The sequence below is a fragment of the Variovorax sp. LjRoot130 genome (assembly GCF_964253755.1).
In the GTDB taxonomy this organism is placed as follows: Bacteria; Pseudomonadota; Gammaproteobacteria; order Burkholderiales; family Burkholderiaceae_C; genus Variovorax.
In genome coordinates, this window is record NZ_CAXURM020000001.1 from 4,714,341 (window position 1) to 4,727,585 (window position 13,245).

Consider the following 13,245-nt stretch of genomic DNA (forward strand, 5'->3'; position numbering starts at 1 on the left):
CGCGTTCTCAGCCCGGGATCGACGATGGCGACGGGGACGGCGTGGCGCGAAGCTCGCGCAGCACGCGGGCGAGGAAGTCCTGCACCCGCCCGACGCAGGCCAGGCCGTTGTGCGGCACGTTGTCCAGCAGGTCGAAGACGACCTGCACGCCGGCCGCTTCGAAGGAGCGGCGCAGGGTTTGCAGCCGCTCGGGTCGCGTGGGGCCCGCGTCGTTGGCGCCCGGCATGAAGTGCTTTCCGCCGGGCCTGTGGGTGATCTCCCAGGTCTCGATGTCGGCCTTGCCGGCCACCATGTGGACCGGCACGCGGCGCAGCGCCTCGAGGTCGAGCGGCTTGCCGAAGCGGGTGTCGAAATCCTGCGTGCCGACCCACCAGCCCTGCTGCGGATCGATCTGCGTCACCGAACCGGGTGCGCCGATGGACACGGCCCACAGGCGCTCCGGGTGCAGCAGCGCGAAGCGGTTGGCGAACTGCCCGCCGCCCGAGTAGCCGAAGAGCGCGAAGCGGTTGAAGTCGCAATCGAACTTCTCGCCCACCTCGGCCACCATGTCGAGCAGGATCCGGTCGTAGCGGATGTCGGCCTCGATCAGCTGCTTGAAGCCGTCGCGGTTGCCGTCGCCGCGCACGCCGACCGGAAACAGCGGGCACAGCACGATGCAGTCGTTCCACTTGGCGAAGCCGCTGAAGGCCTCCCGGTAGTTGACGAAGGCGCGGCCGGTGCCGTGCATCACGACGATCAGTTGCATGGGCCGCGTGCCGGCGCTGCCGATGTGGTGCGGCACGTAGGTGCAGTACGAGAAGCGCGGATCGCTGCGCGAGGCGTAGATGGTGCTGGGACCCAGGTCGTAGATGGCGCGTGCGCGCTGTTCGGCCTGAACGAAAGAAGCCTCGGGGGTTTCGAGCATGGCGGTGTGTAGGTGCGTATGAAAGGGTATGCGCCGGCGGCGGGCTACAACGTGTATTCCTGGAAGTTGCGTGCCTCGTAGGGCTTGCGCGCGATCCACATCGTCTTGTTGCCGGCGTCGATCAGGGTGGTCGCCACGGTGGCGGAGATGCTGGCGAAGCTCGCGGGTTTGGGCGAGCGCAGCACGCCGTCGGGCTTGCCGAATTCATCGGCGAGGATCGCCTTCACATGGTCCCAGCCGATCGGGCCCGAGACGCGGCGCAGCGCGTTCTCGACCCGGTGCTGGCGGTAGAGGCTGTCGACCCGCTCGCCCATGTACGGGTCGCGCAGCTTGACGCGCGCGGCCGGGCAGAGCCAGTGGTTGGTATGCACCAGCAGGTCGTCCTCGGGCATGACCCAGAAGATCTCGCCCGGCGAGGTTTCGAGGCTCATGCCTGCGCCGTCGCCGGCACCGGCCTGCGCCAGGATCATGTTGTTGGCGCAATAGCGCCGCGAGTCCCAGATCGCCCGCATGGCCTGCGCCAGGTTGGCGGCTTCGAGCACGCGACGGCGCAGCAGCACCAGCGGCACGCCGGCGCCCTTGCGGAAGTCTTCGTCGCTGGAGAGGGAGTTGCCGGTCAGCGAGACGCCATTGGCATTGAAGCCATGGCGCGCAAGCGCGCCGGCCTCGGTGAAGCTCAGGATGTCGGGACCCTCTTCTCGGCGGATGCGCAACACGATGCCGGTGTCCACGCATTCTTCGCGCCAGTCCCAGTTATGGGCATGCATGAGGCGGCCGGTGGCTGAGCGGCCGGGCAGCACGAGCAGGCCGGTGCAGTCGCCGTCTTCCGACGACGGGGCCTTGGCCGGTGCTTCGAGCGACTGCTGGAGGTCGGCATGGCCGAACATCATCTCGGTGCGGCAGTTGATCGTGATGACGTCCTCCAGCGTCGCACCCGCGCCTTCGGCGATGCCGCGCAGTTCCTCGAGATAGGTGGCGTCATAGGCCTCGATGACCTGGGCCATCGATTGCGCGAGGCGCCGCAGCGTGGCCTCGTCGACGCCGCGTTTGCCGAGCTGCGACTTGTAGAGCGCGATGCTGCGCGCCACGCGCTCAGGCACGGCGCGGCCATGCTGCACGCCACGCGCATGCGGCGTGCCGGAAACATCGACAAGGGGAAAGTATCGGGGGGTTGTCATGTTGCTTGAGCCACTTTGTCATTCGCTTGTCGCCGCGAGCGGGTAGCGATGGGGGTGGATTGTTTTGCAAGAACAGAAAAAGATAAATTTAAAAATCATTTAGCATCAATAAAGAAATTGTTTATCTTGAAGCTGTCTTCATCCGTGCCTCGGCCATGAGCACCATCCGCTTTCTTCGCACCTTCGTGGCCGCAGCGCGAGGCGGTTCCTTTGCCGCGGCAGCCGATCAGGTCGCGTTGACGCAGGCGGCCGTCGGCCAGCAGATGCGCGCGCTGGAGGCGGAGCTGAAGAAAACGCTCTTCGACAAGACCGGCCGCACCATGACGCTGAGCCCTGCGGGCCATCTGCTGCTGCCACGGGCCGAGGCACTGCTCGCGCACTACGAGGCGATGCGGCAGGACCTGCAGGACCAGCGGCAGATCGCCGGAACCATCAAGCTCGGCTCGCTGATCTCGGCCATGGGATTGCTCTCGAGCACGCTGGCAACGCTCAAATCGCTCCATCCCAACCTCGAGGTCGAGCTCAGAGTCCGGGAGCAGTCGCGACTGGCGGAGGACGTGATGAGTGGAGAACTCGATGCCGCGGTGGTCGTTGAGCGCCCATGGCCGGACAAGCCCGGCTTGCTGTGGACGCCCTGCTACGAAGAGACGCTCACTGTGATCGCGAATTCGAGCATCGCCGCGCTCGACACCCCCATTGCGGGCTTGTTCGCAAACCATCCCTTCATCCGCTTCGACCGGCGCACGCCGACGGGTGCACGCATCGACCGGATCCTGCGCCGGCTGCAGTTGGTTCCCAGGGAGTTCCTGGAGCTCAATTCGCTGCTCTCGATCGTCGAACTGGTGCGAAAGAACGTGGGCTTCACCATGGCGCCGCTGCTCAATAACTTCGATTGGGAAAGCGACCCCGGACTGCGCGTGCTGCAGCTGCCCGGCCGGCCGATTGCCCGTCGCCTGGGCATGCTGGAGAGCGGCCGGCGCAGCCACATCACGGGCGTGGTTCGCGAGGAGCTATTGGCGCACCTCCGCCGGGCGAAGCCCGGCGGCCGATCCATCGCCAGCGTCTCATCGTGAAAGCACCGTCAAGAACTTTCAAGCGCGGGGCAACACGAGCCGAAAGGCACTGCCGCGCCCCAGTGCGCTGTCGAGCAGCGCCTTGCCGCCGTGCCGCTGGGCCACGGTCTTGACAAAGGCCAACCCGAGCCCGGCCCCGTCGATGTTTGCTGTGGCGCTGCCTCGAACGAAGGGCTCGAACACCTGCGTCCGGAGTTCTTCGGCGATGCCGGGTCCTTCGTCCTTCACCAGCACGGCCCATGCACGCGGAAGCGATTCGACCGCGCAGGTGATCGACGAGCCCGCCGGCGAACAAGGCGAGATCGAACTCCTTCTGCGTCAGCGCAACAGGCCTGCCGTCGATCTCCAGTTGCCGGGTCGCAAGCACGAAGCGGTAGCGTCCCCAGACCTGCTCTTCGGGCTGCGTGTCCAGGTAGGCGCGCCGCAGCAGCGCGCGCACGCGAGCGGCCAGCTCGCCTACCCGCATGGGTTTGACCATGAAGTCGTCCGCCCCCGCTGCATCGGCTTGAACCACAAAAAGCGGTGAGCCTAGGCCCGGTCAAAAGATCACTTGCGCGCTCCCCAAATCGTCCACGATCACGCTGAAATCGCGTCCACGATCAGCCTGAAACGCCGTCCACGATGCCCTGAAATACGCAGTCCCCGCGAGCCGTGCACGACCATGGAGCCTTGAGCGGCCCGGCCTTGCCTTCGGGAGGCAGATCACTTCGCCTAGGTCCGCTAAGGGCGCTGAGGGCATCTTCGATCGGGGTCAGGGACTTGGTGGCACTGCACACTCAGGATCGAACGACTTAGGAAGCGCGGCGAGCTTTCCTTCCATCAAACGAAGGCGCCGGCTTACGGCAAGGGCAATGCACACGCCCAGCATTGCTTGCATGAGCCGCTTCCGCTTTCTTGTATCGATGGTTGAAGCACTCCGGTCTGGAGCGTTCGAATGGGTGCTGTTCGAATCCTTCGATGACGTGCCTGGCTTTGAGCCCTTGGCACGCTCAGATCTCAGCTTCCCAACATACAAGAGCGCCTGGGAAGCCGGGTGCGTGGCACTTCAATCCCGCATGGACGATCCAAAACTGGACCTACTCGACGACGAGGACTGAGCAGCGGCTGACCAGCTCAGTTGCCTTGGGACGAAGCGCCAGATTGCTGTTCTCGGATCAGGAACTCGTCGATCCAGGCGCGCGCCTTGGCCGCAAGCAGCTTCCTTGCTTTTGCCTCTTCGGATACGCCGCCAACTCCGATTCGGAACATCACTTTCCCGGCCCGCTTTACATCGGCAAAAAAATAATTGCCTTCGCCTACGGGCTCAGATCCAAACTCGATCGTCCAGTCTGGCGGAGCAGCAGGCGGATCGGCGTGGTCGCGCGCCGGGGAAATGTTCATCGGTGGTCAATGGTGAGACTTCTGCAGCCCAGTATGCGCCACTCCTGCTCGGACGCAACGGGGGCAATGTCATGGGTTTGACGGCTGATCCCGCAGCAGAAGACGGCCCCCCGGCCGGGCGCCTCCTCCCCCACTGGGGGCGCGGCGAGTTCAAACTAAGCTGCAAAAAATTCAGGCTAAAGTTGAAAACCGCCGACTGTGGAACGCCACTGGAGATTGAGCACCAAGACGGCTTAAGTCATTGATCCGAAAGGGCGCACCGGGGAACTGCGCCGTTGATCGTTCAGCTCATGCGCCGCTAGACATTCGATCCTGTGGTCTTCACGCCTCCGAACATTGAATTTTTCGCTCCGGCCCGGAGCCATAGGGGCAGAATTTGGCGGCTACGTGCTTGCCGACGAATCACTTCTTCGGCGGCTTGAATGCACGTACCTGTCCCAATCTAGGAGAACCAAGATGGTCAGCAAGAACACGATTTGTCTCTGGTACGACGGCACCGCGTTGGACGCCGCGAAGTTCTACGCCGAGACGTTCCCGGACAGCGCGGTGGGAGCTGTCCATCGCGCGCCTGGCGACTATCCCGCGGGCAAGCAGGGCGATGTCTTGACGGTCGAGTTCACGGTGATGGGCATCCCTTGTCTCGGACTGAACGGGGGCCCGGCGTTCAAGCACAACGAGGCTTTCTCGTTCCAGGTTGCGACCGACAACCAGGCCGAAACGGACCGCTTGTGGAACGCGATTGTCGGAAACGGCGGCCAGGAAAGCGCATGCGGCTGGTGCAAGGACAAGTGGGGACTGTCGTGGCAGATCACGCCACGCGCCCTGACGGCCGCGATCGCCGATCCTGATCGAGCGGCGGCCAAGCGCACGTTCGAAGCCATGATGGGGATGAGAAAGATCGACATCGCTGCGATCGAAGCGGCTCGGCGCGGCTGACGCTCCCGATGCCGGCCCAGCCCCCGTCGCCGCGACAGCACGCACGCGGAACGCCACGATTTTTTACGGCTAGAACTCCGCCGCATCAAGGGGCGGTGCGCCCTCCTTCCCTCTCAGTGTTGGCCTAGGTTGGCCCTCGAAAGGTGTGCCGCCAGCGTGTGTGCAGTTCGCGCGAGCGTCACCTGAGCATGGCTTCGTTCTCGACTCTCCTTGGACCGCCGGGCCTTGAAACCCCGCCAAATGCCCTTATGATTAGCACTCGCTGAAGAGGAGTGCTAACAACCCCCCGCTTCCAGTGGCTGGGCAGCCGGCAACCATGCCAGCGCCCGAACCAAACCCCGTTTCTTATCCAGGAGATGCAATGAAACTTCGTCCTTTGCACGATCGCGTGATCGTCAAGCGCATTGAAAGCGAAACCAAGACCGCCTCGGGCATCGTGATCCCCGACAACGCCGCCGAGAAGCCCGACCAGGGCGAAGTGCTGGCCGTCGGCCCTGGCAAGAAGAACGACAAGGGCGAACTCGGCGCGATGAGCGTCAAGGTCGGCGACCGCGTCCTGTTCGGCAAGTACAGCGGCCAGACCGTCAAGGTCGATGGCGACGAGCTGCTGGTCATGAAGGAAGACGACCTGTTCGCGGTCGTCGAGAAGTAATCAACCCCTCTATCTGAATTCGGAGAAATCTCATGGCAGCAAAAGACGTAGTCTTCGGCGGTGAAGCCCGCGCACGCATGGTCGAGGGTGTCAACATCCTGGCCAACGCAGTCAAAGTGACCCTGGGCCCCAAGGGCCGCAACGTGGTGCTCGAGCGCTCCTTCGGCGCCCCGACCGTGACCAAGGACGGCGTGTCCGTGGCCAAGGAAATCGAACTCAAGGACAAGCTCCAGAACATGGGCGCCCAGCTCGTGAAGGAAGTGGCTTCCAAGACTTCGGACAACGCCGGCGACGGCACCACCACCGCGACCGTGCTGGCCCAGGCCATCGTTCGCGAAGGCTTCAAGTACGTGGCCGCCGGCATCAACCCGATGGACCTGAAGCGCGGCATCGACAAGGCGGTCACTGCCCTGGTCGAAGAGCTGAAGAAGGCTTCCAAGGCCACCACCACCTCGAAGGAAATCGCGCAAGTCGGCTCGATCTCGGCCAACAGCGACGACACCATCGGCAAGCTCATCGCCGACGCGATGGACAAGGTCGGCAAGGAAGGCGTTATCACCGTCGAAGACGGCAAGTCGCTCGACAGCGAACTCGACGTCGTTGAAGGCATGCAGTTCGACCGCGGCTACCTGTCGCCCTACTTCATCAACAACCCCGAGAAGCAATCGGCGTTGCTGGAAAACCCCTTCGTGCTGCTGTTCGACAAGAAGATCAGCAACATCCGCGACCTGCTGCCCACGCTGGAGCAAGTCGCCAAGGCCGGCCGTCCGCTCTTGATCATTGCCGAAGAAGTCGAGGGCGAAGCCCTGGCGACGCTGGTGGTCAACACCATCCGCGGCATCCTGAAGGTCGTGGCCGTCAAGGCACCGGGCTTCGGCGACCGCCGCAAGGCCATGCTGGAAGACATCGCCATCCTGACGGGCGGCAAGGTCATCGCTGAAGAAGTGGGCCTGACGCTCGAGAAGGTGACGCTGGCCGACCTGGGCCAAGCCAAGCGCATCGAAGTGGGCAAGGAAAACACCATCATCATCGACGGCGCCGGCGCTCCCGCCGACATCGAAGCCCGCGTGAAGCAAGTGCGCGTGCAGATCGAGGAAGCCACCAGCGACTACGACCGCGAGAAGCTGCAAGAGCGCGTGGCCAAGCTGGCCGGCGGCGTGGCCGTGATCAAGGTCGGCGCTGCCACCGAAGTCGAAATGAAGGAAAAGAAGGCTCGCGTCGAAGACGCCCTGCACGCCACCCGCGCTGCTGTGGAAGAAGGCGTGGTGGCCGGCGGCGGCGTGGCGCTGCTGCGCGCCAAGCAAGCCGTGGGCGACAAGCTCAAGGGCGACAACGCCGACCAGGACGCCGGCATCAAGCTGGTGCTGCGCGCCATCGAAGCGCCGCTGCGCGAGATCGTCAACAACGCCGGCGGCGAAGCCAGCGTGGTGGTGAACGCCGTGTTGGCCGGCAAGGGCAACTACGGCTTCAATGCCCAGAACGACACCTACGGCGACATGCTCGAGCTGGGCATCCTGGACCCGACCAAGGTGACCCGCACCGCGCTGCAGAACGCAGCCTCGGTCGCTTCCCTGCTGCTGACGACCGAAGCGATGGTCGCCGACGCACCGAAGGACGAGTCCGGCGCCGGCGGCGGCATGCCCGACATGGGCGGCATGGGTGGAATGGGCGGCATGGGCATGTAATGTCTGCCCGGCCTCCGGCCAAATAGAAAAACCCCGCAGCGCAAGCCGCGGGGTTTTTTTTACGCTTGCGAGGCTGGACTCAGGCAGCGGCGAGCGGCGGCGCGCCGTACTCGTTGCCCTCGGGCTGGCTGGGCTGGACCATGAAGTACAGCAGCACCAGGCCCACCAGCGGAATCAGGCCGATCAGCAGCCACCAGCCACTCTTGCCAATGTCGTGCAGGCGGCGCGCGCCGGCCGACAGCAGCGGCAGCAGGAAGGCCAGGATGACGACGAAATAGACGATCTCGTGAATGAAGCCTGCCACGACGGCCACGATGACGTAGGCGAGCACGAACCACCAGTACTCGGAGCGTGATCCGCGACCCGAAAAGTCGACGTACTTGCTGAAGCAGGTCTGAATGGCTTGTTGAAAATTCATCGAACAACTCCTCTCGATAGTTCCCCGGGAAAACTCCCGCGGCCATCATAAAGGGCGGTTCGCCGGCTTTGGTGACCTTCTTCGCTAGCGCAGGCGGGCGAGCAAGCCGGCCGTGGAAGCGTCCAGACCCTGCGTGTCGCCCGAGGCCAGGCGGGGTTCGATGTCCCGCGCCAGCACCTTGCCGAGCTCGACGCCCCATTGGTCGAAGCTGTTGATGCCCCAAAGCGCGCCGCTGGTGAACACCCGGTGCTCGTAGAGTGCGAGGAAGGCGCCGAGTGCCTCGGGCGCGAGCTGGTCGAAGACGAAGAAGCTGCTCGGCCGATTGCCCGGGAAATTGCGATGCCCGCCCTCGTCGCGCTGCCCCACCATGAGCGCCTGCGCCTGCGCCAGTGCATTGGCCAGCAGCTTGGGATGATGGCCCTCGAGCTCGTGCGCCGCATCGCGCACGGCGATGAATTCCAGCGGGATCACGTCCGTGCCCTGGTGCAGCATCTGGAAATAGGCGTGCTGCCCGTTGGTGCCGGGCTCGCCCCACAGCACGGGCGAGGTGCCGAAGGGCAACGCCTGGCCGCCGGCATCGACACGCTTGCCGTTGCTTTCCATCTCGAGCTGCTGCAGGTAGGCCGGCAGCCGCTGCAGCGCGCTGTGGTAGGGGGCGATGCTGCGGCTTGCGAAGCGGTGGAAGTTGCGGTACCAGACATCGAGCAGGCCGAGACGCACCGGCAGGTTCTGCGCCAGCGGGGCGGTGCGGAAATGCTCGTCCATCGCGTGGGCCCCGGCCAGCAGGCGGCGGAAGCCGTCGGCGCCGATCGCCAGCGCGATCGGCAGCCCGATGGCCGACCACAGCGAATAGCGCCCGCCGACCCAGTCCCAGAAGCCGAAAGTCGTCTCGATGCCGAAGGCGCGCGCGGCCTCGACGTTGGTGGTGAGCGCCGCGAAATGACGCGCGATGTCGACGCTGCCCGACTGCTCGAACCAGCGCTTGGCCGACTGCGCGTTGGCCATGGTCTCGGCCGTGGTGAAGGTCTTCGAGGCGACGAGGAACAGCGTGTGCTCGGGCGCCAGGTCGCGCAGCACGCGCGCGAGTTCGTGGCCGTCCACGTTGGAGACGAAATGGAAGCGCTTGCCCGGCGCCACGAACTGGTCGAGGGCGCGCACCGCCATCTGCGGGCCGAGATCGGAGCCGCCGATGCCGATGTTGACCACGTCGGTGATCGTGTGGTCGGCGCGGACCGCTTCGGCGTAGGCCAGCATCGCGGCCAGCGTGGCATGGACATCGGCCAGCGCGCCGGCGAGCTGCTCGGGCGCCGGTGCGGAGGCGGGACTTCTCAGCAGGGTGTGGAGTACGGCGCGGTCTTCGGTCGCATTGATGTGCGCGCCGGCGAACATCGCGTCGCGGTGCGCTTCCAGTCCAGCCTCCTGCGCAAGTGCCAGCAGCAGTTCCTCGGTCTTCGCGTCGATCAGGTTCTTCGACAGGTCGGCGAAGAGATGGGGCGCCGATTGGCTGAACGCGCCGAAACGCTGCGGATCGGCGGCAAAAGCCTGCCGCAGGTCGAAGTCGCGGCCGCCAGCGTCGTAATGCGCCTGCAGCCGGCCCCAGGCCGCCGTGCGATCGCAACGTGTCTTCATCGTCATGCGACCTCCTCCATCAGTTTCTCCAGCTTCACCGCATCGGCCGCGAAGGCGCGAATGCCTTCGGCCAGCTTCTCGGTGGCCATGGCGTCCTCGTTGAGGGCGAAGCGGAACGCCGGCTCGTCGAGCCTGAGCTGGGGAATGTCGAGCGCCTTCGCGGCCTCGGCGTCGAGCGCATGCGCGAGCGGCGCTTCGCTGGCCGCGAGCTCGGCCAGCAACTCGGGGCTGATGGTCAGGAGGTCGCAGCCTGCGAGTGCGGCGATCTGCCCCACGTTGCGGAAGCTCGCGCCCATCACCTCGGTCGCGATGCCGTGCTTCTTGTAGTAGTCGAAGATCTGGCGCACCGATTGCACGCCCGGATCGTTGGCGCCCGAACGCGCCGCTTCGTCCCAGCTGCCGCCGGCCGCTTTCTTGTGCCAGTCGTAGATGCGCCCGACGAAGGGCGAGATCAGCTTGACGCCCGCCGCGCCGCAGGCCACCGCCTGGGCGAACGAGAACAGCAAGGTCAGGTTGGTGTGGATGCCCTTCGCTTCGAGCCGGCGCGCGGCTTCGATGCCTTCCCAGGTGGCGGCGATCTTGATCAGAACGCGCTTCTCGACCTCGACGTCCTCGGCCCGGTAGAGCGCCACGATGCGCTCAGCGCGCTCGATGGTGGCGGCCGTGTCGAAGCTCAGGCGCGCATCGACCTCGGTCGAGACGCGGCCCGGGATGAGGGAGAGGATCTCGGTGCCGAAGCGCACCAGCATCCGGTCGATCACCTCGTCGACGGGCAGGCTGCCGTGCTTCTTCACCGCTTCGTCGAGCAGCGGCCGGTACTCGGCCTTCTGCACGGCCTTGAGGATCAGCGAGGGGTTGGTGGTGGCGTCCTGGGGCTTGAACTGCGCCAGCTGGCGGAAATCGCCGGTGTCGGCCACCACGGTGGTCCATTGACGGAGGGCATCGAGTTGGTTCATGCGGCCATTATCCCGCCGCAAAACTACAGTCCGTGTGGTCCTCGGCTGACGGGGCCTGGCGAGGGCCGCGACTAGCCTTCGCTGATCGCCTCCGGAGGAATTCCCATGCCTTTTCGCAGACACCACCATGCGTCGCCATCAGCCGCTGCGTTCGATGACCGCGCGCACAGCGCGTCGATCGGCACGCTGGCCACGGCTTTTTGCGTGGGCGGTGTGCTGACCCTGCTCGCGCTCGCGACCGCCCGGGCGACCCGCACCGAACGCGTGGGCGGCCCCGCCGATGGCGCGCCGCTGATGCGCGCGCCGCTCCAGGTGGTGGCGCCAGTCGACCTGCAGCGCTACGCCGGCCTGTGGCACGAACAGGCCCGCCTGCCCAACCGCTTCCAGAAGCAGTGCGCGGGCCCGGCCACGGCCGAGTACACGCTGCTGGGTGATGGCCAGATGGAGGTTCGCAACCGCTGCATCCTGGACGACGGCAGCTTCGACGAAGCGGTCGGCGTGGCGCGCGTGGCACCGGTTGCCGGCCAGCCGGGCGCAGGCCGCCTCGAAGTGCGCTTCGCGCCTGAATGGCTCGGCTGGCTGCCCGCAGTCTGGGGCGACTACTGGATCCTGAAGCTCGACCGCGACTACCAGGTGGCGCTGGTCGGTACGCCGGACCGCAAGTACCTCTGGGTGCTGTCGCGTGCGCCGCGGCTGGACGACGCCGCGCTCGATGCCGAGCTCGACTACGCGCGCTCGCTGGGCTTCGACGTCGACAAGGTCGAGTTGACCGGCAGGTAGGCCGCGAGCTGCGCCGGCAAGGCGCTGGGCCGCTCGCAATGGATGGCCTGCCACCCGAGTTCGCGCGCCGCCACCACATTGGCCAGCGAGTCGTCGATGAAGACGGTGTCCGCAGCCGCCAGGCGGTAGCGCGCGGTCAGCAGCTCGTAGATCTCGCGCTGCGGCTTGATCATGCGCACGTCGCCCGAAAAGATGCCGCCGTCAAACCAACGGAAAAAGGCGTGGCGCTCTTCGAGCACGCGCGCATAGGGCACCGGCATGTTGGAGAGGTAGTAGAGCCGCAGCTCCTCCCCCGCATCGCGGCGCGCACGCAGCCCGTCGAGCAGATCGATGGTGACGGCAATCGGCTCCAGGCGCTCGCCCATGGGCGCCAGCGCCTCGTTGAGCCGGCCGACCGGCAGCGACAGCCGCAGCGCCATCCGCCCGATGGCGTCGTCGAGGCTGTGCGTGCCGCGGTCGAAACCCAGCCAGTCCTCGTGGTGGAACATCTCGCGCGCGAGCGCATGTGCGGCTTCGGCGGTGGGCGCGTGACGCATGAACTGGGACTGGACGAGCAGCACCGGCTCCCAGGTCAGTAATACAGCGCCCAGATCGAAGACCACGTTCATGCGGCGGCCGGTACGACGGAAACGCCATGCATGGCGAGGGACAGCGTCGTATGGGCGCCGGCGGTCAGCGGACGGGACAGATCCGCGGAAACCACGAACACAGAACCGAGCGCAGTGTCGAAGGCGTATTCGTAGACGCTGCCCAGATAGGCAGCCTTGCGCAAGGTCGCAGGCAGGCCGACGGCAGCGCCGATCTGCCACGCTTCGGGCCTGACGGCGACCTTCACGACGCCCGGCGCGATGTCATAGCGCAATGGCAGCGTCAGCGGCCCGAGCTCGACGCGGCCTTCGGGCTGTGCCACGGCGGGAAACACCATGGCCTCGCCCATGAAACCAGCCACGAACTCGCTTTCCGGATGGCCGTAAAGCTGCTGGGGGGTGCCGCGCTGCGCGATCACGCCATGATCCATCACGATGATCTGGTCGCTGACCGCGAGGGCCTCGCTCTGGTCGTGCGTGACATAAGCGACCGTCAAGCCGAGCCGCTGCTGCAGGCTGCGAATTTCCTCGCGCATCTCGCGCCGCAGCCGCGCGTCGAGGTTCGACAAGGGTTCGTCGAAAAGCAGCACCGCGGGTTCCAGCACCAGCGCACGCGCGAGCGCCACGCGCTGCTGCTGGCCGCCGGAAAGCTCGCTCGGCAGCCGTTCGTCGAAACCGACCAGGCCGACTCCCTTGAGCGCGTCACGTGCGCGCGCCATCGCCTCGTTTTTCCTGACGCCGCTCATCTTCAGGCCGTAGCTCACGTTCTCGATCACGTTCATGTGAGGGAACAGCGCGTAGCTCTGGAACATCATGCTCACATTCCGATCGGCCGGACCGAGCGTGGTGACATCGCGGCCGCCCATGATGATCGAGCCAAAACTCGGCGACTCCAGCCCGGCGATCATGCGCAGAGTCGTCGTCTTGCCGCAGCCGGAGGGGCCGAGGATGGTGGTCAGGGTGCCTTCGGGCACTTCGAAGCTGATGCCCTTCACGGCGAGCGGCGCGTTCGCGTCGCTGCCATAGCGCTTGGTGACGTTGTGGAGTTCGATGCCGTTGCTCATGTG

The 13,245-nt window shown here is 65.7% G+C and carries 16 protein-coding genes; 7 read left to right on the forward strand and 9 right to left on the reverse strand.

The annotated features are described in order from the left end of the window. Positions 1 to 7: 7 nt before the first annotated feature. Both ACSQ86_RS23545 and ACSQ86_RS23550 read right to left on the reverse strand, forming a co-directional pair. Positions 8 to 904, reverse strand: a complete 897-nt coding sequence (locus ACSQ86_RS23545) for a hydrolase (RefSeq protein WP_093109629.1) — start codon at positions 902 to 904, stop codon at positions 8 to 10. A gap of 44 nt (positions 905 to 948) precedes the next feature. Further along, positions 949 to 2,082, reverse strand: a complete 1,134-nt coding sequence (locus ACSQ86_RS23550) for a C45 family autoproteolytic acyltransferase/hydolase (RefSeq protein WP_436296518.1) — start codon at positions 2,080 to 2,082, stop codon at positions 949 to 951. 155 nt (positions 2,083 to 2,237) lie between these two features. On the opposite strand from ACSQ86_RS23550, the gene ACSQ86_RS23555 reads away from it, so the two are divergent. Continuing rightward, positions 2,238 to 3,155 carry a LysR substrate-binding domain-containing protein gene (locus ACSQ86_RS23555; protein ID WP_093109631.1) on the forward strand — a complete coding sequence of 306 codons (918 nt, stop codon included), beginning with the start codon at positions 2,238 to 2,240 and terminating at the stop codon, positions 3,153 to 3,155. Between the two features lie 18 nt (positions 3,156 to 3,173). On the opposite strand, the gene ACSQ86_RS23560 is transcribed toward ACSQ86_RS23555, so the two are convergent. Further along, positions 3,174 to 3,389: a sensor histidine kinase gene (locus tag ACSQ86_RS23560; protein ID WP_436305281.1), complete on the reverse strand. Its 216-nt coding sequence runs from the start codon at positions 3,387 to 3,389 to the stop codon at positions 3,174 to 3,176. A 34-nt stretch (positions 3,390 to 3,423) separates the two neighbouring features. On the opposite strand from ACSQ86_RS23560, the gene ACSQ86_RS23565 reads away from it, so the two are divergent. Both ACSQ86_RS23565 and ACSQ86_RS23570 read left to right on the forward strand, forming a co-directional pair. After that, positions 3,424 to 3,681, forward strand: coding sequence for a hypothetical protein (locus tag ACSQ86_RS23565; protein ID WP_436293531.1), 258 nt, complete (start codon positions 3,424 to 3,426; stop codon positions 3,679 to 3,681). Positions 3,682 to 4,030: 349 nt separating this feature from the next. Further along, entirely contained in the window at positions 4,031 to 4,252 is a 222-nt protein-coding gene (locus tag ACSQ86_RS23570) for a hypothetical protein (protein WP_139191734.1), read from the forward strand. A 16-nt stretch (positions 4,253 to 4,268) separates the two neighbouring features. Here ACSQ86_RS23570 and ACSQ86_RS23575 read toward each other — a convergent pair whose 3' ends face one another. Next, positions 4,269 to 4,535: a hypothetical protein gene (locus ACSQ86_RS23575; protein ID WP_139191735.1), complete on the reverse strand. Its 267-nt coding sequence runs from the start codon at positions 4,533 to 4,535 to the stop codon at positions 4,269 to 4,271. Positions 4,536 to 4,991: 456 nt separating this feature from the next. Between ACSQ86_RS23575 and ACSQ86_RS23580 the strand changes: the two genes are divergently transcribed. The 3 genes from ACSQ86_RS23580 to groL all read left to right on the forward strand — a co-directional run bounded on the left by ACSQ86_RS23580 (position 4,992) and on the right by groL (position 7,808). Then, positions 4,992 to 5,471 (forward strand): VOC family protein, encoded by a 480-nt coding sequence (locus ACSQ86_RS23580; protein ID WP_093109634.1) that lies wholly within the window; start codon positions 4,992 to 4,994, stop codon positions 5,469 to 5,471. Positions 5,472 to 5,832: 361 nt separating this feature from the next. Continuing rightward, a complete protein-coding gene (gene groES / locus ACSQ86_RS23585) occupies positions 5,833 to 6,123 on the forward strand; it encodes a co-chaperone GroES (protein ID WP_093109638.1) in 291 nt (96 codons plus the stop codon). Positions 6,124 to 6,155: 32 nt separating this feature from the next. Beyond that, entirely contained in the window at positions 6,156 to 7,808 is a 1,653-nt protein-coding gene (gene groL, locus ACSQ86_RS23590) for a chaperonin GroEL (protein WP_093109639.1), read from the forward strand. A gap of 79 nt (positions 7,809 to 7,887) precedes the next feature. Here the strand turns inward: groL and ACSQ86_RS23595 are convergent, their stop codons facing one another. From ACSQ86_RS23595 to tal, 3 genes are all read right to left on the reverse strand, one after another. Further along, positions 7,888 to 8,226, reverse strand: coding sequence for a DUF805 domain-containing protein (locus ACSQ86_RS23595; protein ID WP_436305282.1), 339 nt, complete (start codon positions 8,224 to 8,226; stop codon positions 7,888 to 7,890). A gap of 84 nt (positions 8,227 to 8,310) precedes the next feature. Continuing rightward, positions 8,311 to 9,861 carry a glucose-6-phosphate isomerase gene (pgi, locus tag ACSQ86_RS23600; RefSeq protein WP_436305283.1) on the reverse strand — a complete coding sequence of 517 codons (1,551 nt, stop codon included), beginning with the start codon at positions 9,859 to 9,861 and terminating at the stop codon, positions 8,311 to 8,313. Then, positions 9,858 to 10,811, reverse strand: a complete 954-nt coding sequence (gene tal, locus ACSQ86_RS23605) for a transaldolase (RefSeq protein ID WP_436305284.1) — start codon at positions 10,809 to 10,811, stop codon at positions 9,858 to 9,860. The genes pgi and tal overlap by 4 nt, the downstream gene beginning before the upstream one ends. 105 nt (positions 10,812 to 10,916) lie before the next feature. On the opposite strand from tal, the gene ACSQ86_RS23610 reads away from it, so the two are divergent. Next, positions 10,917 to 11,591 (forward strand): lipocalin family protein, encoded by a 675-nt coding sequence (locus tag ACSQ86_RS23610; protein WP_436293526.1) that lies wholly within the window; start codon positions 10,917 to 10,919, stop codon positions 11,589 to 11,591. Here ACSQ86_RS23610 and ACSQ86_RS23615 read toward each other — a convergent pair. Both ACSQ86_RS23615 and ACSQ86_RS23620 read right to left on the reverse strand, forming a co-directional pair. Beyond that, positions 11,537 to 12,199, reverse strand: coding sequence for an HAD family hydrolase (locus ACSQ86_RS23615; protein WP_436305285.1), 663 nt, complete (start codon positions 12,197 to 12,199; stop codon positions 11,537 to 11,539). The genes ACSQ86_RS23610 and ACSQ86_RS23615 overlap by 55 nt on opposite strands. Further along, the gene (locus ACSQ86_RS23620; RefSeq protein ID WP_436305286.1) at positions 12,196 to 13,242 is read right to left on the reverse strand and encodes an ABC transporter ATP-binding protein; all 1,047 of its coding nucleotides are present in this window, start codon (positions 13,240 to 13,242) and stop codon (positions 12,196 to 12,198) included. The genes ACSQ86_RS23615 and ACSQ86_RS23620 overlap by 4 nt, the downstream gene beginning before the upstream one ends. Positions 13,243 to 13,245: the final 3 nt, after the last annotated feature.